Annotated in this window: 18 protein-coding genes; 10 read left to right on the top strand and 8 right to left on the bottom strand. The window is 56.2% G+C overall.

The genetic code is table 11. The features are described from left to right. Positions 1–26: 26 nt before the first annotated feature. The 5 genes from hflD to V1572_RS11420 all read left to right on the top strand — a co-directional run bounded on the left by hflD (position 27) and on the right by V1572_RS11420 (position 5518). Complete coding sequence (gene hflD / locus V1572_RS11440; RefSeq protein ID WP_008500756.1) at positions 27–656, top strand: high frequency lysogenization protein HflD; 630 nt, start codon at positions 27–29, stop codon at positions 654–656. Positions 657–675: 19 nt separating this feature from the next. Further along, entirely contained in the window at positions 676–2046 is a 1371-nt protein-coding gene (purB, locus tag V1572_RS11435; protein WP_045910223.1) for an adenylosuccinate lyase, read from the top strand. A gap of 123 nt (positions 2047–2169) precedes the next feature. After that, positions 2170–2841: a two-component system response regulator PhoP gene (gene phoP / locus V1572_RS11430; RefSeq protein ID WP_024908594.1), complete on the top strand. Its 672-nt coding sequence runs from the start codon at positions 2170–2172 to the stop codon at positions 2839–2841. Next, the gene (phoQ, locus tag V1572_RS11425; RefSeq protein ID WP_045417076.1) at positions 2842–4305 is read left to right on the top strand and encodes a two-component system sensor histidine kinase PhoQ; all 1464 of its coding nucleotides are present in this window, start codon (positions 2842–2844) and stop codon (positions 4303–4305) included. Positions 4306–4396: 91 nt separating this feature from the next. Next, complete coding sequence (locus tag V1572_RS11420; protein WP_021241031.1) at positions 4397–5518, top strand: cupin domain-containing protein; 1122 nt, start codon at positions 4397–4399, stop codon at positions 5516–5518. Positions 5519–5608: 90 nt separating this feature from the next. Here V1572_RS11420 and V1572_RS11415 read toward each other — a convergent pair whose 3' ends face one another. Both V1572_RS11415 and pepT read right to left on the bottom strand, forming a co-directional pair. Further along, positions 5609–6100, bottom strand: coding sequence for an REP-associated tyrosine transposase (locus V1572_RS11415; RefSeq protein WP_262796096.1), 492 nt, complete (start codon positions 6098–6100; stop codon positions 5609–5611). A 99-nt stretch (positions 6101–6199) separates the two neighbouring features. Then, entirely contained in the window at positions 6200–7423 is a 1224-nt protein-coding gene (pepT, locus tag V1572_RS11410; protein WP_126534332.1) for a peptidase T, read from the bottom strand. A gap of 237 nt (positions 7424–7660) precedes the next feature. Between pepT and potA the strand changes: the two genes are divergently transcribed. From potA to potD, 4 genes are read left to right on the top strand one after another with little or no spacing between them, the layout of a single operon-like run. Further along, on the top strand, positions 7661–8803 hold the full coding sequence (potA, locus tag V1572_RS11405; protein WP_167213168.1) for a spermidine/putrescine ABC transporter ATP-binding protein PotA: 1143 nt from the start codon (positions 7661–7663) through the stop codon (positions 8801–8803). Then, the gene (potB, locus tag V1572_RS11400; RefSeq protein ID WP_045910217.1) at positions 8787–9644 is read left to right on the top strand and encodes a spermidine/putrescine ABC transporter permease PotB; all 858 of its coding nucleotides are present in this window, start codon (positions 8787–8789) and stop codon (positions 9642–9644) included. The genes potA and potB overlap by 17 nt, the downstream gene beginning before the upstream one ends. Further along, positions 9641–10432, top strand: a complete 792-nt coding sequence (gene potC / locus V1572_RS11395) for a spermidine/putrescine ABC transporter permease PotC (protein WP_008500765.1) — start codon at positions 9641–9643, stop codon at positions 10430–10432. The genes potB and potC overlap by 4 nt, the downstream gene beginning before the upstream one ends. Then, a complete protein-coding gene (gene potD, locus V1572_RS11390) occupies positions 10429–11463 on the top strand; it encodes a spermidine/putrescine ABC transporter substrate-binding protein PotD (RefSeq protein ID WP_063621387.1) in 1035 nt (344 codons plus the stop codon). The genes potC and potD overlap by 4 nt, the downstream gene beginning before the upstream one ends. 47 nt (positions 11464–11510) lie before the next feature. Here the strand turns inward: potD and V1572_RS11385 are convergent, their stop codons facing one another. After that, positions 11511–12740: an EAL and HDOD domain-containing protein gene (locus V1572_RS11385; RefSeq protein WP_045910215.1), complete on the bottom strand. Its 1230-nt coding sequence runs from the start codon at positions 12738–12740 to the stop codon at positions 11511–11513. A 237-nt stretch (positions 12741–12977) separates the two neighbouring features. Here V1572_RS11385 and V1572_RS11380 point away from each other — a divergent pair, with 237 nt between their 5' ends. Further along, the gene (locus V1572_RS11380; RefSeq protein WP_126534331.1) at positions 12978–14909 is read left to right on the top strand and encodes a methyl-accepting chemotaxis protein; all 1932 of its coding nucleotides are present in this window, start codon (positions 12978–12980) and stop codon (positions 14907–14909) included. A gap of 45 nt (positions 14910–14954) precedes the next feature. Here V1572_RS11380 and cobB read toward each other — a convergent pair whose 3' ends face one another. The 5 genes from cobB to lolC are packed head-to-tail and all read right to left on the bottom strand — an operon-like array spanning position 14955 to position 19893. After that, positions 14955–15776: a Sir2 family NAD+-dependent deacetylase gene (cobB, locus tag V1572_RS11375; RefSeq protein WP_021240739.1), complete on the bottom strand. Its 822-nt coding sequence runs from the start codon at positions 15774–15776 to the stop codon at positions 14955–14957. Positions 15777–15790: 14 nt separating this feature from the next. After that, complete coding sequence (nagK, locus tag V1572_RS11370) at positions 15791–16702, bottom strand: N-acetylglucosamine kinase (protein WP_395299120.1); 912 nt, start codon at positions 16700–16702, stop codon at positions 15791–15793. 53 nt (positions 16703–16755) lie between these two features. Next, entirely contained in the window at positions 16756–18000 is a 1245-nt protein-coding gene (gene lolE / locus V1572_RS11365; protein WP_045352893.1) for a lipoprotein-releasing ABC transporter permease subunit LolE, read from the bottom strand. Then, positions 18000–18701 carry a lipoprotein-releasing ABC transporter ATP-binding protein LolD gene (gene lolD, locus V1572_RS11360; protein ID WP_008500772.1) on the bottom strand — a complete coding sequence of 234 codons (702 nt, stop codon included), beginning with the start codon at positions 18699–18701 and terminating at the stop codon, positions 18000–18002. The genes lolE and lolD overlap by 1 nt, the downstream gene beginning before the upstream one ends. Then, entirely contained in the window at positions 18694–19893 is a 1200-nt protein-coding gene (lolC, locus tag V1572_RS11355) for a lipoprotein-releasing ABC transporter permease subunit LolC (protein WP_069719443.1), read from the bottom strand. Before lolC ends, lolD begins: the two co-directional genes overlap by 8 nt. Positions 19894–20050 lie beyond the last annotated feature (157 nt).

The raw sequence follows: 20050 nt of genomic DNA, 5'->3' as shown, positions 1-20050 counted from the left end.
GCGATTGCACACATAAAGGAGACCGTGTGGCGAAGAACTACTATGACATCACCCTGGCGCTGGCGGGAATTTGCCAGTCAGCCCGTCTGGTGCAACAGCTGGCGCATCAGGGTCATTGCGACGCTGACGCCCTGCACGTTTCACTCAACAGCGTTATCGACCTCAACCCCGGTTCAACCCTGGGCGTGTTCGGTGGCAGTGAAACCAATCTTCGTCTCGGTCTTGAAACCCTGCTTGGCGTGCTTAACGCCAGCAGCCGTCAGGGGTTAAACGCAGAGCTGACCCGCTACACGTTGAGCCTGATGGTGCTGGAGCGTAAGCTGAGCGCAGCGAAAGGCGCGCTTAATACCCTGGGCGATCGCATTGCCGGGCTACAGCGTCAGCTCGATCATTTTGACCTGCAGTCCGACACGCTGCTGAGTGCCATGGCCGGCATTTATGTTGACGTCATCAGCCCGCTGGGACCGCGTATACAGGTCACCGGGTCCCCTGCCGTGCTGCAAAGTCCGCAGGTACAGGCAAAAGTACGCGCGTCCCTGCTGGCTGGGATCCGCGCTGCCGTGCTGTGGCACCAGGTTGGCGGTGGCCGCCTGCAGCTAATGTTTTCTCGTAATCGCCTGACCACTCAGGCAAAACAAATTCTTGCTCATTGTTAACCTCCCGGAGTTGCGAATTATGGAATTATCCTCACTGACCGCCGTATCCCCTGTCGATGGACGCTACGGCGATAAAGTCAGCGCGCTGCGCGGGATCTTCAGCGAATATGGTTTGCTGAAGTTCCGTGTTCAGGTTGAAGTACGCTGGCTGCAAAAGCTGGCCGCCCAGGCAGCAATCAAGGAAGTTCCTGCTTTTGATGAAAAGGCAAACGATTACCTTGATAAAATCGTTGCCGACTTCAATGAAGAAGATGCCGCGCGCATTAAAACTATTGAGCGCACCACCAACCACGACGTGAAGGCGGTCGAGTACTTCCTGAAGGAGAAAGTGGAAAGCGTTCCTGCGCTGCACGCCGTGTCTGAGTTCATCCACTTCGCCTGTACGTCTGAAGACATCAACAACCTGTCGCACGCCCTGATGCTCTCTACCGCGCGCAAAGAGGTGGTGCTGCCTTACTGGCGTAAAATCATCGATGCGGTGAAAGCGCTGTCCGTGGAATACCGCGACATTCCGCTGCTCTCCCGTACCCACGGCCAGCCAGCCACCCCATCCACGATGGGTAAAGAGATGGCGAACGTCGCGTACCGTATGGAGCGCCAGTATCGTCAGCTGGAACAGGTTGAAATTCTGGGCAAAATCAACGGCGCGGTCGGTAACTATAACGCCCACATCGCCGCGTATCCGGAAGTGGACTGGCACCAGTTCAGCGAAGAGTTCGTGACCTCTCTGGGCATTCAGTGGAACCCGTACACCACCCAGATTGAGCCGCACGACTATATCGCCGAACTGTTTGACTGCATCGCGCGCTTCAACACCATCCTGATCGACTTCGATCGTGACGTGTGGGGCTACATCGCCCTGAACCACTTCAAACAGAAAACCATCGCGGGTGAAATTGGCTCTTCCACCATGCCGCACAAAGTGAACCCGATCGACTTCGAAAACTCCGAAGGCAACCTGGGTCTGGCGAATGCCGTGCTGCAGCATATGGCAAGCAAACTGCCGGTATCCCGCTGGCAGCGCGACCTGACCGACTCCACCGTGCTGCGTAACCTGGGCGTGGGCATCGGCTACGCGCTGATTGCGTACCAGTCCACCCTGAAAGGCGTGAGCAAGCTGGAAGTGAACCGCGATCGTCTGCTGGACGAACTGGATCACAACTGGGAAGTGCTGGCGGAGCCGATTCAGACCGTGATGCGTCGTTATGGCATCGAAAAGCCGTACGAAAAACTGAAAGAGCTGACCCGCGGCAAACGCGTTGACGCCGAAGGTATGAAGCAGTTTATCGACGGCCTGGCGCTGCCGGAAGAAGAGAAAACCCGCCTGAAGGCCATGACTCCGGCGAACTACATTGGTCGCGCCATCACCATGGTTGACGAGCTGAAGTAATCTCCTCTCCCCCCTTTCCGCCCGGAAAGGGGGTTGCTTTTCCCCGGTTTACTCAATGTTTATCCCCACAGCAACATAATCAGCGTTAAACTATTCATACTATTTATTCTGGGAGAAAAGATGATGCGCGTACTGGTTGTTGAGGATAACGCATTGCTACGTCATCACCTGAAGGTTCAGCTTCAGGAGATGGGACATCAGGTGGACGATGCTGAAGATGCAAAAGAAGCCGATTATTATCTCAATGAACACCTGCCGGATATCGCCATTGTCGATTTAGGGTTGCCTGATGAAGACGGTCTGTCGTTGATTCGTCGCTGGCGCAGCCACGATGTTTCTCTGCCGGTTCTGGTGCTGACCGCCCGTGAAGGCTGGCAGGATAAGGTCGAAGTGCTCAGCGCGGGTGCAGATGATTACGTCACCAAGCCGTTCCATATAGAAGAGGTGGCGGCCCGCATGCAGGCGCTGCTTCGTCGCAACAGCGGGCTGGCATCTCAGGTTATCTCCATCCCGCCTTTCCAGGTCGACCTCTCCCGCCGGGAATTATCCATCAATGATGAAGTGATCAAGCTCACCGCCTTCGAATACACCATCATGGAGACGCTGATCCGCAACAACGGCAAGGTCGTGAGCAAAGACTCCTTGATGCTCCAGCTCTATCCTGATGCTGAACTGCGTGAGAGCCATACCATTGACGTGCTGATGGGACGTTTACGTAAGAAAATTCAGGCGCAATATCCACAGGATGTGATTACCACCGTCCGTGGTCAGGGCTACCTGTTCGAATTACGCTAAATGAGACGGATCTTGCGCCATATTTTGCCCCTCTCGCTGCGGGTGCGCTTTTTACTGGCAACGGCAGCCGTCGTGCTGGTGCTGTCGCTCTCCTACGGCATGGTCGCCCTGGTGGGCTACAGCGTCAGCTTTGATAAAACCACCTTTCGCCTGCTGCGTGGCGAAAGCAATCTGTTTTATACCCTGGCGAAGTGGGAAGACAATAAAATCACCGTCGAAATGCCGGAAAACCTCAATCAGCAGAGCCCCACGCTGGCCCTGATTTATGACGAAAAGGGGAAGCTACTGTGGGCGCAGCGGGACATTCCGTGGCTGGTCAAAAGCATTCGTCCGGACTGGCTTAAAACCAACGGGTTTCATGAAATTGAAGCCGATCTCAACACCACCAGCTCGCTGATCCGTGAAGATCGCTCCCTGCAGCAAAAGCTGAACGAGATCCGCGCCGACGATGCCGAAACGGAGATGACGCACTCCGTCGCAATTAACCTCTATCCGGCGACGCTAAACATGCCGCAGTTGACCATCGTGGTGATCGACACCATTCCGGTCGAGCTGAAGCGTTCTTATATGGTCTGGAGCTGGTTCATCTACGTTCTGGCGGCAAATCTGCTGCTGGTGATCCCGCTGCTGTGGGTAGCGGCGTGGTGGAGCTTGCGCCCCATAGAATCACTGGCGAAAGAGGTTCGCGAGCTGGAAGAGCATCATCGCGAAAAGCTTAATCCGGAAACCACCCGCGAGCTCACCAGCCTGGTGCGAAACCTCAACCGCCTGCTGAAAAGTGAACGCGAACGCTATGATAAATACCGTACGACGCTTACCGACCTGACCCACAGCCTGAAAACCCCGCTCGCGGTCATGCAAAGCACCCTGCGTTCCATGCGCAGTTCGAAGCTGAGCGTTGACGATGCCGAGCCGGTGATGCTGGAGCAGATCAGCCGTATTTCCCAGCAAATTGGCTATTACCTCCACCGCGCCAGCATGCGTTCCGGCAGCGCGCTGCTGAGCCGCGAGCTGCATCCGGTCGCCCCGCTTCTGGATAACCTCACGTCTGCCCTCAACAAGGTGTATCAGCGTAAAGGGGTGAACATCAGCCTCGATATCTCGCCAGAGATAAGCTTTGTGGGTGAAAAAAATGACTTCATGGAAGTGATGGGTAACCTGCTGGATAACGCCTGCAAATACTGTCTGGAGTTCGTGGAAGTGTCGGCGCGCCAGACGGATAACGAACTGCATATCATCGTTGAGGATGATGGCCCGGGGATCCCGCGCAATAAACGTGATGTGGTGTTCGATCGCGGTCAACGCGCCGATACGCTACGTCCTGGCCAGGGCGTTGGATTAGCCGTCGCGCGTGAGATTGTCGATCAGTACGACGGGAAAATCGAAACCAGTGAAAGTTTGCTGGGCGGCGCGCGAATGGAGGTCATTTTTGGTCGCCAGCAGCCCACATCGAACGATAGTTAACCCGTTATGTGAAAAATGCGAGGATCTCGCAGCCGGGGGGCTGAGCTTCCGTTATAATCCGAGTCAGTAAGAGCCTGCGGAATAAAAAAATATGGATTATCACTTAACGCTTAACTGGCCCGAGTTTATTGAACGTTACTGGCAAAAACGCCCGGTCGTTCTGAAACGTGGGTTCAGCAATTTTGTCGACCCCATCTCGCCTGACGAGCTGGCCGGTCTGGCCATGGAAAACGAAGTCGACAGCCGTCTGGTCAGCCACCAGGACGGGAAATGGCAGGTTAGCCACGGTCCTTTCGAAAGCTACGATCACCTCGGTGAAAACAACTGGTCGCTGCTGGTGCAGGCGGTCAACCACTGGCACGAGCCAACGGCCGCCTTAATGCGTCCGTTCCGCGCCCTGCCCGACTGGCGCATGGACGATCTGATGATCTCCTTCTCCGTTCCTGGCGGTGGCGTCGGTCCGCATCTGGACCAGTACGACGTGTTTATTATTCAGGGTACGGGCCGCCGCCGCTGGCGCGTGGGCGAAAAAGTCCCTATGAAGCAGCACTGCCCGCATCCGGACCTGCTTCAGGTTGACCCGTTTGACGGGATTATCGACGAAGAGCTGGAGCCGGGTGACATTCTCTACATTCCACCGGGATTCCCGCACGAAGGTTACTCCCTGGAGAATTCCCTCAACTACTCCGTCGGGTTCCGCGCGCCAAGCGGCCGCGAGATGATCAGCGGATTTGCCGACTATGTTCTGCAGCGCGAGCTGGGCAGCTATCGTTACAGCGACCCTGATGTGCCTGCACGCGAGCATCCGGCCGATATCCTGCCCGCAGAGCTGGATAAGCTGCGCGGCATGATGCTGGATCTGATTAACGAGCCGGAGCACTTCAAACAATGGTTTGGCGAGTTTATCAGCCAGTCGCGTCATGAGCTGGACGTTGCACCACCGGAGCCGCCTTATCAGGCTGACGAGATTTATGATGCGCTTCAGCAGGGCGACAAGCTGACGCGCCTGGGCGGACTACGCGTGCTGCGTATTGGTGAGGACGTGTTCGTCAACGGCGAGAAGCTGGACTCTCCACACCGTCCGGCACTGGAAGCGATTGCCAGCCATCTGGTGCTGACTGCCGATACCTTTGGCGATGCGCTGGAAGACCCGTCCTTCCTCGCGATGCTGGCCGCACTGGTCAACAGCGGGTACTGGTTCTTTGAGGACTGACTCGCCTTAATGCCCGGTGGCGCTGCGCTTACCGGGCCTACGGGATCGCGCATTTGTAGGCCGGGTAAGGCGTAGCCGCCACCCGGCTTTTCACTTCCGCTCTCCCGCCGCAAAATCCTCGATCTCTCCTGCCCAATCCACCGGATACAACCCTTCAGCCACGTCCCGATGAAACGTTGAAAACGGCCAGTCGCTGACTTTACCCACAAAGCCGTGCTTCAGCGGATTGACGTAAATGTAATCCACATGCCGCCGGTAGTCCTCTTCGTTACGGATAGTGTGTTCCCAGAATCGTGGTTGCCAGATATGGCGCATGTCGACGTTGCGGCTGAACGTCTTTTTGATATCCCGCCAGCGAGCAGAAAAATCACTGTCTCCTTCCGGTAGGGTCCAGATACAGTGCATGTGTTCAGGCAGAATAACCCACGCGTTGATGGTGAAGGGCTTCGTACGCTTAACCGTTGAGACGGCGGAACGCAGGCTATCGATATGACGGGTAAGCAAATCGCTCTGACGATTTTGCAGGTTGACGGTGAAGAACCAGGTTCCACCGGGGACGTAATGGCGACGGTAGTTTGACATGGGCACTCCTTGCCTTTCTGCCCGGTGGCGCTTCGCTTACCGGGCCTACAATTTGAACGTAGGCCGGGTAAGGCGTAGCCGCCATCCGGCTTAAAGCGGCTACCGCTTCGCGGTCAACTCCGCGATCCGCACAATCACCTGCACCGCCTTTTCCATTCCTTCCAGCGTCACAAACTCATGTTTGCCATGGTAGTTATAGCCGCCGGTAAACAGGTTCGGGCACGGTAGCCCCATGAATGACAGCTGAGAACCGTCGGTGCCGCCGCGAATCGGCTTCAGCTGCGGTTCAATATCGCAGCCGCGCATCGCCTGCTGGGCGATATCGAGAATATGCGGATGCGCCATCACCTTCTCGCGCATATTGTAATAGCTGTCTTCGATGATGAGCTCGATATAGCAGTCAGGATGCAGGCCCTTGCCCACCTTCTTGGCGATCTCCATCATCTTACGCTTGCGCGCCTCAAAGGCTTTACGGTCGAAATCGCGGATGATGTAGTGCATCTGCGCGCTGTCCACGGTGCCTTTGATGCTGGTCAGGTGATAGAACCCTTCATACCCTTCGGTCTGTTCGGGGCTCTCTTCCGCCGGGACTTCCGCATGAATTCGCGATGCCAGCGACAGCGCGTTCACCATCACGCCTTTCGCCGAACCGGGGTGAACGTTGTTGCCGACAATTTTGATCGTCACTGAGGCAGCATTGAAGTTTTCATACTCCAGCTCACCGACGCCGCCACCGTCAACGGTGTAGGCCCACTGCGCGTTAAAGGCGTCCACGTCGAAGTGCTTCGCCCCCTTGCCGACCTCTTCATCCGGCGTAAAGGCCACGCGGATATCGCCGTGCGGGATATCTTTGCCCTTCAGCACCGCCAGCGCCGTCATGATTTCTGCGATCCCCGCTTTATCATCCGCCCCCAAGAGCGTTTTTCCGTCGGTGGTGATCAGCGTCTGGCCCAGGAGCTGGTGCAGCACCGGGAACATGACGGGCGAGAGCACTTCATCGCCTATGCCCAGCGCAATGTCGCCGCCGCGGTAGTTTTCAACAATCTGCGGGTTCACATGTTTACCGCTAAAATCTGGAGAGGTGTCGACATGGGAGATAAAGCCAATCGCCGGAATGTCACCCGGGACATTCGCCGGCAGCGTTCCCATCACAGTGCCTTTCTCGCTTAACGTGACGTTGACCAGCCCCATGGCGTCAAGCTGCTCTTTAAGCAGGTTTAATAACTTCCACTGGCCTTCGGTGCTCGGCACCTGGCGAACACCCGGTTTAGATTGGGTATCCAGCGAAACGTACTGTAAAAAACGCTCAAGTAATTTATCCATGCAGTCACCCTCACTTTTTGTGACAACATTATCAATAAGCATCAAAACGCAAATATTGCGTCAGGTCACTTTTATCCCGCAAACGAGAATATTTTCCGTTTATATCGTTATGCGTTAGTAAATGTAGCTTATGAATCAGTGACAAGGATTGGCGATTGCAGGGGATTGCCGTAGAATGTCCGCCCTCATTACGAGTCACCAAGGTGGTTACACACAAACCCCGCTTCAGTCTGCTGCCTGAGGCGTCTATATGGGACAGCGCAAAAATTGAATACACAAACCCGTTCACCGCTGGTGAAACTGGAACGAATTCGTAAAAGTTTTGATGGCAAGGACGTCATTTCCGACCTCACTCTCACCATCAATGACGGTGAGTTTCTGACGCTGCTTGGCCCCTCCGGCTGCGGCAAAACAACCGTACTGCGCCTTATCGCCGGGCTGGAAAGCGTCGATAACGGCCATATCCATCTTGAAAACCAGGACATCACCCAGGTTCCCGCCGAAGACCGCCACGTCAACACTGTCTTTCAGAGCTATGCCCTCTTCCCGCACATGACCGTGTTTGAAAACGTGGCGTTTGGCCTGCGGATGCAAAAAACCCCGGCGAATGAAATCGAACCGCGCGTCACCGAAGCCCTGCGCATGGTGCAGCTTGAGACGTTCGCCCAGCGAAAACCGCATCAGCTTTCCGGCGGCCAGCAGCAGCGTGTGGCCATCGCCCGCGCCGTGGTCAACAAGCCGCGTCTGCTCCTGCTGGATGAATCCCTCTCCGCGCTGGATTACAAACTGCGCAAGCAGATGCAGAACGAACTCAAGGCTCTGCAGCGCAAGCTCGGCATTACCTTTGTCTTCGTCACCCATGACCAGGAAGAGGCCCTGACCATGTCCGACCGCATCGTGGTGATGCGTGACGGTAAAATCGAGCAGGACGGCACGCCACGTGAAATCTACGAAGAGCCGAAGAACCTGTTTGTCGCCAGCTTCATTGGTGAAATCAATATCTTCGACGCCACGGTGATCGAACGTCTGGACGACCAGCGCGTGCGGGCTCGCGTCGAAGGACGGGAGTGCGCCATCACAGTGAATTTCCCCGTCGAAAAGGGACAAAAGCTCAACGTTCTGCTGCGCCCGGAAGATCTGCGCGTCGATGAAATCCACGGCAATGCCGAGGCCGAAGGGTTAATCGGCTATATCCGCGAGCGCAACTACAAAGGGATGACGCTGGAGTCTGTCGTCGAGCTGGAGAACGGTAAAATGGTGATGGTCAGCGAGTTCTTTAACGAAGACGACCCTGACTTCGACCACTCTCTCGACCAGAAAATGGTTATCAACTGGGTAGAAAGCTGGGAGGTTGTACTGGCTGATGAAGAACACAAGTAAGTTCCAGAATGTGGTGATTGCCACGATCGTCGGTTGGCTTGTGTTGTTTGTCTTTCTACCCAACCTGATGATTATCGCCACCAGCTTCCTGACCCGCGACGATACCCATTTCGTTTCGCTGGTCTTTACGCTGGACAACTACGCGCGCCTGATCGATCCGCTCTATTTTGACGTGCTGCTGCACTCGCTGAATATGGCGCTGATTGCCACGATTGCCTGCCTGGTGCTGGGTTATCCGTTCGCATGGTTCCTCGCGGGTCTGCCGCAAAAGGTGCGTCCGCTGCTGTTGTTTCTGCTGATTGTGCCGTTCTGGACCAACTCGCTGATTCGCATTTACGGGCTGAAAATCTTCCTCAGCACCAAAGGCTACCTCAATGAATTTCTGCTGTGGCTGGGAGTGATCGATACGCCGATCCGCATCATGTTCACCCCGAGCGCGGTGATTATCGGTCTGGTCTATATCCTGCTACCGTTTATGGTGATGCCCCTCTACTCCAGCATTGAGAAGCTGGATAAACCGCTGCTGGAAGCGGCAAAAGATCTGGGTGCCAACAGGTTCCAGACCTTTATCCGCATTATCATCCCGCTGACCATGCCCGGCATTATCGCGGGCTGTCTGCTGGTGATGCTCCCGGCGATGGGCTTGTTCTACGTTTCTGACCTGATGGGCGGGGCGAAAAACCTGCTGATTGGGAATGTGATCAAGAGCCAGTTCCTCAACATCCGCGACTGGCCGTTCGGGTCCGCCACCAGCATCACGCTGACGGTGGTGATGGGTCTGATGCTGCTGGTCTACTGGCGCGCCTCACGGCTGCTGAATAAGAAGGTGGAACTCGAATGATCGGTCGACTGCTTCGCGGCGGTTTTATGACCGCCATTTACGCTTACCTGTATATCCCGATCATTATTTTGATCGTGAACTCGTTTAACAGCTCGCGCTTTGGGATTAACTGGCAGGGCTTTACCACCGACTGGTACAGCCTGCTGATGAACAATGACAGCCTGCTGCAGGCCGCTCAGCACTCGCTGACGATGGCGATCTTCTCCGCCACCTTCGCCACGCTGATTGGCTCCCTGACCGCCGTGGCGCTCTACCGCTATCGCTTTCGCGGTAAACCGTTCGTCAGCGGCATGCTGTTTGTGGTGATGATGTCGCCGGACATCGTGATGGCGATTTCGCTGCTGGTGCTGTTTATGCTGCTGGGCGTTCAGCTTGGCTTCTGGTCGCTGCTGTTTTCCCATATCACCTTCTGCCTGCCGTTTGTGGTGGTGACCGTCTTTGCGCGCCTGAAAGGGTTCGACGTGCGCATGCTGGAGGCGGCGAAAGATCTGGGCGCCAGCGAGATGACCATCCTGCGCAAAATCATCCTGCCGCTGGCGATGCCCGCCGTGGCGGCCGGATGGCTGCTGAGCTTTACCCTGTCGATGGATGACGTGGTGGTCTCCTCCTTCGTGACCGGGCCGAGCTATGAAATTCTGCCGTTGAAAATCTATTCGATGGTGAAAGTCGGCGTTTCACCTGAGGTGAACGCGCTGGCGACCATTCTGCTGGTGTTTTCGCTGGTTCTGGTGATCGCCAGCCAGGTTATTGCTCGTGATAAAACAAAATCTCAGGGGACAATGAAATGAAAAAAATGCTCGCCGCTGCGGCGCTGGTGCTTGGCATGGGTGCCGCGCACGCTGATGACAGCAAAACGCTCTACTTCTACAACTGGACCGAGTATGTGCCGCCGGGACTGCTGGAACAGTTCACCAAAGAGACGGGCATCAAGGTGATCTACTCGACCTACGAGTCGAATGAAACCATGTATGCCAAGCTCAAAACCTACAAAGACGGCGCGTACGATCTGGTGGTTCCTTCCACCTACTTTGTCGACAAAATGCGCAAAGAGGGCATGATCCAGAAGATCGATAAAACGAAGCTAACCCATTTTTCAAACCTCGATCCGGAGATGCTCAACAAGCCTTTTGACCCGAATAATGACTACTCCATTCCGTATATCTGGGGGGCAACCGCGATTGGCGTTAACAGCGAGGCCGTCGATCCGAAATCGGTGACAAGCTGGGCCGACCTGTGGAAACCGGAGTACAAAGGCAGCCTGTTGTTGACCGACGACGCGCGAGAAGTGTTCCAGGTCGCGCTGCGCAAGTTGGGCTACTCGGGCAATACGACGGATCCAAAAGAGATTGAAGCGGCGTATACCGAGTTGAAAAAGCTGATGCCTAACGTGGCGGCATTCAACTCCGATAACCCGGCAAACCCGTATATGGAAGGCGAAGTGAACCTGGGGATGGTGTGGAACGGCTCCGCGTATGTCGCCCGCCAGGCCGGTACGCCGCTTGAGGTTGTCTGGCCAAAAGAGGGTGGGATTTTCTGGATGGACAGTCTTTCAATCCCGGCCAACGCGAAAAACGTGGACGGGGCGCATAAGCTGATTGACTTCCTGCTGCGCCCTGACGTGGCGAAACAGGTTGCCGAGACGATTGGCTACCCGACGCCCAACCTGGCCGCACGCAAGCTGCTGAAGCCAGACGTGGCTAACGATAAGTCGCTCTACCCGGACGCCGAAACCATCAGCAAAGGTGAATGGCAGAACGATGTCGGCGACGCCAGCCGCCTCTACGAAGAGTATTACCAGAAGTTAAAAGCGGGCCGCTAACCGGTATCGCGTTCTTCCTCACGCCGCCTGCGCGGCGTGAGGGGGAATTAACTGACCGCATTCTCTCCTGCCCAGATCGTCGCCTTTCGCATCGCCTCCACCACCTCCTCATCAGACAGACCCAGCGCCTGACGAACCCGGGTTGCCTCATCCCAGCGCTGCTGTTCATAATAACGACAGAGGTTGATCATGTCGGCTAACTGCCCCTCCTGATGGCACAGCGCGTTGCTCACGCTCTGCGGTACCGCAATTTGCTTCATCAACTCGGCCATCGGCAGCTCAAGAAGGGTATCGAGCAAAGAAAACAGGCCGCACATGAACGCATTTTCAGCCAGAATCGGGTCTTTCATCGTCTCTGCGATCAGTTCGCAGAACTTGCCACGCATCATGCTTAGCGGGTAAAGCTCGCTGACGGTGTCATTACCCGCACTGGCGAGGACCACGACGGCAACAAACCGTCGGAGCTGATTTTCGCCAAGATACCTGAGCACCTCGCTCAGGGTTAACTTGCTGAAATTACAGGCGCCGACATGTTTAAATGCCGTATGCTTCATATAGCGCATGATTTTATAAGAGAGCGTCAGATCCGTTTTTATCAACGACTCGATGATTCGAAAATCAGGTTTATTGCGTCCGACCTCCATTTGCAGCCGGAAAATCGCCAGCTGATTTTGCGACAGCCGTTTATATTTAATGACCTCCGGACGGCAGAAAAAATATCCCTGAAACAGAGAGAACCCCTCGTCCCTGTATTGGTTGAATTCCTCTTTAGTCTCAACTTTTTCAGCGAGATATTTAATATGACCGGTCAGATGTTTACGTGCTTTCAGATACGCTTTAATTTGCGCTAAAGTATAATTTCTGACGTCGAATTTCAGGATCGAAATATAGGGTAAAAAAGCATCCCATTCTGGCGCAAGGGTGAAATCATCAAGCGCAAACTGGTAGCCATGCGCATTCATCTCCCTGACAGCCTGCAGCAGTTCGGCCCCCGGTACAGCATCTTCAAGGATCTCAATCACCACGCTCTCTTTATCAAGCGCTTCGCCACTGCGGTCAATGACCATCCTTGAAGGGAAATTAATAAACGACGTATGTGCCCCGGCGATGCGCTGGGACGGCACACATAAAAACTGATCGGATATCATCCTGGACGTGGCATATTCCGCCGACACATCCGGAAAACGATTTGTCATCCCGTCTCTGAAAAGCAGCTCATAGGCCACGGTATTCATCTCTGGGTTAAAAATGGGTTGTCGCGCGATAAATCCGTACATATCCCATCCTCCTCTACCACTTAATATTTATTAGCATCCTCTTTCTACACGATGATAACGAGCATTATCGAGCGCTATTTTGATTGAATGCACAAAATAAAAGCATCCACACTAATTAACGGGATTTAATATTCTGGAATTTAAATTAAATATATCCGGCGCTCTACAGAAAGAGAACGAAATATCCGATAAGTACTGTGTGCCTGCCCGACATGCACGACATTACGGGAGATGAGAATGAAAGACGCCATGGTCCGAAAACAAAAAATAAGAGTCAAGACGTTGATGCGATTGTCCATTTTCCTCACCGTGACGGTGGGCTTTACGGCAACGATCGGGTTTATGATGTGGCAGTGGATGGCGCAGCAAGAGGTGCTGGCCAAAAAACATATCCGCCAGATAGCCGAGGTACAGGCTTTACAGGTCAGCAAACAACTGGATTCCGCCCTGACTGCCGCCCGGGATATGGGCAACAGCGCTCTGGCGCTGCGTGAGGCGGGCGTATCCGATCGCCAGAGCCTGAACCAGCTGCTCATCCACTACCTCTCGGCTCACCCATCGTTTCTCTCCATGTCGATGGCCTTTGAGCCCAACGCGTTTGACGATAAAGATGCCGCCTTTGCCGGTCAGAGCGGTGAAGATCCTGCCGGGCGCTACGCCCGCTACGTCGACCGCGATGCCACCGGCAAACCGGCGTTGCACCTGCTGACGGACATCGAAACGCCCGGCAGCGGTGATTATTATCTGCTGCCGAAACAGCGGCATAAAGATGTGATCATCGAACCCTATATTTACCCCTACAACGGCGTGGACGTGATGCTCACCTCGATTGCCGCCCCCATCATGCGTGACGGTCAGTTTCTGGGCTCGGTCACCTCTGACTTCTCGCTCGCCACGCTGCAGTCCACGATCGGCGCAATTAAACCGTGGAACGGCACAGGCTACGCCCTCCTCCTGTCTGCGGGCAATAACGTGGTGTCCAGCCCGGACAAACGGGCTGCAGGCAAGCCTTACGCGGGTCAGATTGCCGGTCATGATGTCACCCGGGTAAACGATCCGCTGCTGAAGGAAGAGGTGTTTATCACCTGGCAGGACATCGCCGTCGGCAACAGCCAGACGCCGTGGAAACTGGCTATTATCACCCCGGTCAGCGAAGTGATGGCCGAAGCGCGCACATTTTTACTGAAAGCCATCGTCCTGATGGTGTTAAGCATCGTTGCGGTCAGCCTGGTGATGGCCCAGATCTTTACCCGCAAGGTTGACCGTCCGGTGGGGGGAGAACCTTCCGAGGCCGCCGGTATTGCCCTTGCCGTCGCCCGGGGAGATCTGAACAACACTATCCCGGTGCGTTCCGGGGATACCCACAGCATTTTTTATGCCCTGCACACCATGCAGACGCAGCTCAAGCGCATCGTCGGCAACATCAGCGAAGCCAGCCATTCGGTGCACGGCGGGACCAGCGAAATTTCGGCGGGCAACCTTGACCTCGCCTCGCGTACCGAAGAACAGGCGGCGGCGATTGTTGAAACGGCTGCCAGCATGGAAGAGATTTCGGTCACGGTGAAGAATAACGCCGACAACGCCCACAAGGCCACCACGCTGACCGATCGCGCCGCGAGTCTCGCCGGGCATGGCGAAACGCTGGTAAACGACGTGGTAATGGTGATCGGGGAGATTGACGAGAGCGCACGTAAGATCGGTGAGATTAACAGCATCGTCGACGGCATCGCCTTCCAGACCAATATTCTGGCGCTGAATGCGGCCGTTGAAGCGGCGCGCGCAGGCGAACAGGGACGCGGTTTCGCAGTTGTCGCAGGTGAAGTGCGCAATCTTGCCCAGCGAAGCGCTAACGCGGCTAAAGAAATTTCCCAGCTGATTGCCGAGTCCTCAGGCCGCGTCAGCAAAGGCGTTGAGCTGGTCAATGAGACCGGCGTAATGATGAAACAGGTGATTGAGGCGGTGTCGCACGTGCATCTGGTCATCAACGACATTGTTCAGGCGCTGGACGAACAGAATCGGGGGATTAGCCAGGTCAGTACCGCCGTTAACCAGATGGACAGCACCACCCAGCAGAATGCTTCACTGGTTCAGCAGATCTCAGCGGCGGCGCTCTCGCTGGACGAGCAGGCTAAATCGCTGGAGAAGACGCTGGCGTTCTTTCATTCTTAAATAAAAAGGCACCCGTCCAGCGGGTGCCTTTTCACGCGATTCGCGTTACAGCCCTTTCAGCAGCTTGTCGACAAATTCCGGAACAACCGTGCTTGCCAGACCGTAGTGTTTCTCTTCAAACTCGCTGCCCACCTGGCTTGGCTCAAGATTGAGTTCAACCGTATGTGCGCCGTGCAGTCGCGCTTCGTGGACAAACCCCGCCGCCGGATAAACATGGCCGGATGTGCCGATGGCGATAAACACGTCGGCCATCGCCAGCGCGCTGTAGATCTCATCCATTCCCAGCGGCATTTCGCCGAACCAGACCACGTGCGGACGCAGGCGCGACGGGAACTGGCAGCAGTGGCACTTATCCTCCGGCAGCACGTCCTCTTTCCAGTCCAGCACCTGACCGCTCCAGGCGCAGCGAACCTTGAGCAGCTCGCCGTGCATATGGATGATATTCTTGTTACCGGCCCGCTCGTGAAGGTTGTCGATATTCTGCGTTACCAGCAGAAAACGATCGCCCAGCGCCTCTTCCAGCTTCGCCAGCGCCAGATGCGCGGCATTCGGCGCGACGTCAGGCTGCTGAAGCTGACGACGGCGGGCGTTGTAAAACGCCTGCACGAGATCCGGGTCGCGGGCAAAGCCTTCCGGCGTGGCGACATCCTCCACGCGGTGCTCTTCCCACAACCCGTCCGCCGCGCGGAAGGTTCGAATTCCTGACTCGGCGGAGATCCCCGCCCCGGTCAGCACCACCACTCTGGGTTTATCCATCGCTTCTGGCATCATTCTGTCTCTGAAAAAGATCCGCTGGCGCAGACGCTCACGCAAGCGGCGTTTGTTTTTGCGAAAACGGCTGAGTCGACCCTGGCGACGCGACAGCATAGTAACCTCGTAAACTAATCGGTGAGATGAAGGAATGCGGCTCCGCGCATGCCTCCTGCGTCCCCGTGTCGCGCGCGTTCAATACGCGGCACGCGGGCAACCGGCAATAAGTGTCGGGGCAAACGCCCGGACAACCGTTCCGTAATCGCGGTAAAGTTTGAGAGCCCTCCCCCGATCACCAGCAGATCCGGGTCGACGATAGTGAGAATATTGCCCAGACATACCGCCAGCAGATCCAGATAGCGCTCGACGTGCTCACGCGCCTGCGCATCCCCTTGCTCCCACAGGGTAATGATTTGAGGGGCCTCAAGTTTCTGATGATAGAAGTGTTCGTAAAGCCATGCAAACCCGCGGCCGGAAAGGTAGTTCTCAATACAGCCGTGCTGGCCACAGCCGCAGCGGGTTAGCGGAAAATCACGTCCCACCACCTCGAGGGCATCCACCGGCAGGCGAATATGACCAAACTCGCCGGTGATGTAGCTGCGGCCGGTGATGGGCTTACCGTTGATGACGATTCCGCCGCCGACGCCGGTACCGAGGATCAGCCCCATCACCAGCGGGTAGCGACGGAATTCATCATCCCAAGCTTCAGAGAGCGCGAAGCAGTTGGCATCGTTATCTAAACGCACGTCGCGTTCAAGGAGAGCATAGAGATCGGCGCGCAGCGGTTTACCGCTGGCGGCAGGCACGTTGGCCGCGTAAAGCGTACCGTCGTCGGTTTCCGGCATGCCCGGAATACCAATGCCGACGCTGCCTTTCACGCCAAAGCGTTCATCGGCCTGTGCCACCAGCGCGGCAATGGCGTTTAAAAATTCGTCGTAGCTGTCGCGCGGCGTGGGAACGCGGGTTTCCCACTGCAGTTTGAGGTCTTTATCAAATACGCCGAGCGCAATCTTGGTGCCGCCAATATCAAATCCATAATACATAACGCATTCCTCTTTCGATCTGGCGACCCGAAAGCCGCTAGATCATGACGTAATTACTGGCCACTTAATACCCTCGCCGGATCAATTCGGCTTGCGCGACGCGCCGGATACCAGCTTGCCAGCAGACTCAGTAAAAGTGCTGTAAGCAGCACATAAAAAACATCCAGCCAGTGCAGTTCAGACGGCAGGAAGTCAATAAAATAGATATCACCCGACAGGAACTGGTGACCAATAAGCTTTTCAATCCCGTTGATAATCGGCGTCAGCTGCAGGGAAACCACCACGCCAATCACCACGCCGCACAGGCTGCCGAACAGACCCGCCAGCAAACCGTACCAGACGAAGATGGCGCGAATAAGACCGTCTTTTGCGCCGAGGGTACGCAGCACGGCGATGTCGCCGCTCTTGTCCTTGACCGCCATGACCAGCGTCGAGACGATATTAAAGCACGCGACGCCAATCACCAGCACCATCGCCAGATACATAATGGCGCGGATCATCTGGATATCACGGTACATATACCCGTAAGTGCCGATCCAGCTTTTGATGTAGACATAGTTATTAGTCACGCTGCCCGCGTCGCGCACCAGTTTGTTGGCGTTAAAGACGTCGTTCACCTTAATCGCAATGCCCGTCACGCTGTCGCCCATGTCGAGATACTGGCGCGCATCCTCCATCGGCACCATCGCAAAGCTGTGGTCAAGCTGGCCGCTCAGTTGAAGAATACCGGTAACGTGCAGGCGCACGCGTTTTGGCTGCTGCAGTTTGTGATCGGCGCTGGCGTTGGGGATCATGATTGACACCCAGTCGCCCTGCTTCACCTTCAGGGCATCAGCAACGCCTTTACCCATGATGATCTGCTGCTCGCCCGCCCTGAAGTTGGCCCACGCGCCGTTTTGCACATAGTTCGGCAGCGCGCTGAGACGCGCTTCCTGCGCCGGATTCACCCCTTTCACCTGAATGGCGCGCAGGTTTACCCCGCTCTCCACCAGCCCGGTAAAGTTAATGTAGGGCGCGGCCGCGGCGATGCCCGGCACTTTTTCAACTTTGGTGAGCGCATCGCTCCAGTTCGTCCACGGCTGGTTAACCGGTTCGATCTCCCCGTGCGGCACCACCGCCAGAATGCGGTTATTCAGCTCGCGCTCGAAACCGTTCATGGCGCTCAGGCCGACAATCAGCACCGCCACACCCAGCGCAATACCGATGGTCGAGATGACGGAGATCAGCGACACCATGCCGCCGCGGCGGCGGCCGCGGCTAAAACGTAAACCGATGAGTAACGATAACGGTGACGCCATTACTCTGCTCCCATCAGGGTCAGTTCCGCGTTCAGATGACCGTCGCGCATCTCAAGCTGGCGCCCCATGCGTTTTGCCAGCTGCAGATCGTGGGTCACCACCAGAAACGCGGTACCCTGTGAGGCGTTCAGCTCGCCCAGCAGCTGGAAAATACTGTCCGCATTGCGGGCGTCCAGGTTACCGGTGGGCTCATCCGCCAGCACCAGACGCGGGTTGTTGACCAGCGCACGGGCAATCGCCACGCGCTGGCGTTCGCCGCCGGACAGCTCCGACGGACGGTGGTTACCGCGATGGCCCAGCCCTACCGCTTTCAGCATGTCGCTGGCGCGGGCGTTAATTTCTGCGGGTTTCTTTTTGCCAATCAGCAGCGGCATCGCCACGTTTTCCAGCGCCGTGAAATCCGGCAGCAGGTGGTGGAACTGGTAGATAAAGCCCAGCTCGCGGTTGCGCAGCTCGGCCTTCGCCGCCGAGGACATTTTGCTCATCGGCTGGCCAGAGAAAATCACGTCGCCGTTGGTTGGGGTATCCAGCCCGCCCAGCAAATGTAATAAGGTACTTTTACCGGAGCCGGAGCTGCCGACAATCGCCATCATCTCGCCTTCGCCCACGCTAAAGCTCACATTGTGCAGCACGTCGGTTTGCACAGTGCCTTCCTGATAGCGTTTGGACAGGTTGTCGCATTGCAACAGGATCTTATTCATAACGTAAAGCCTCAGCGGGTTGAGTGGCGGCGGCGCGCCAGGAAGGATAAAGCGTTGAAAGCAGCGCAATGGCCATCGCGGCCAGCGCAATACCGATCACCTGCAGCGGCTCGATAGCCACCGGCAGCGCTGCGCCGTCGAGCAGCGCGCCGATAATCGGCATTAAGTTGTTGAGCTGGCTGGCAAGCAGTGCCCCCAGCACGGCACCGAGCAGCGCACCGATGATACCGGCGCTGGCGCCCTGCACCATAAACACGGCCATGATCTGGCGCGGCGTCAGCCCCTGGGTTTGCAGGATAGCGACCTCGCCCTGCTTCTCCATCACCATCAGCCCCAGCGAGGTGATGATGTTAAATGCCGCCACGGCGACGATCAGGCTCAGCAGCAGCCCCATCATGTTTTTCTCCATCCGCACGGCCTGGAACAGCTCGCCTTTGCGCTCGCGCCAGTCCTGCCATTTGGTGCCGTCCGGCAGTTTTTGCTGGCTGAGGGTATCCACCTTCAGCGGCGCGTCAAGCCACAGGCGCCAGCCGGTGATATTTCCGGCCGGGTAGCGCATCAGGCGTGACGCGTCCTGGATGTTAACCAGCATCTGGTAGCCATCGACTTCGCTGTTGGCGGCAAAGGTACCAATTACGTTGAACAGGCGCTGGCTTGGCAGGCGCCCCATCGGCGTAAACTGGCTGGCGGAAGGGACCATCACGCGCAGTTGGTCGCCACGGTTGACGCCAAGCTGGCCGGCAAGCTGCTCACCCAGAATCACGTTGTATTTCCCGGCTTCCAGGTCGGTCTGCTTCACGTTAACGAGATACGGCGTCAGCGGATCTTTTTGTGCCGGGTCGATACCCAGCATCACGCCGACCGCCACGCTGCGGGCGCTTTGCAGCACCACGTCACCTGTGGTCAACGGCGCAACGCGCGTGACGCCCTGTAACTTCGCCGCGCTTTCCGGCAGCTGCTGTGGGTTAACCGAACCGTTAGTCGATGAGAGAACGGCCTGCGGCATCAGCCCCAGGATGTTGTTTTGCAGCTCGCGCTCAAAGCCATTCATGACGGAAAGCACCGTCACCAGTGCCATCACGCCAAGCGTAATGCCAATAGTCGAAAGCCAGGAGACAAAGCGACCGAAGCGGTCCGCGGCGCGCCCACGCATGTAGCGTAAGCCTATGAAGAGTGCGACAGGTTGATACATGAAGTCCGTCTGTTTGCTGATAGCAGACCCACGAGTATATAAGCGAATCCGTTAAGCGTAAATGACTGAAACCGTAAGCTTTGGTAATCATTTTTCCGAAAAATTCAGATAAATCAGGGTACTAATGTCTGAAACCGCCCCTCGCAACCTCCACCTT

This window comes from Enterobacter quasiroggenkampii, assembly GCF_043972695.1.
GTDB lineage: Bacteria > Pseudomonadota > Gammaproteobacteria > Enterobacterales > Enterobacteriaceae > Enterobacter > Enterobacter quasiroggenkampii.
This window is presented reverse-complemented; position numbering and strand designations above follow the sequence as displayed.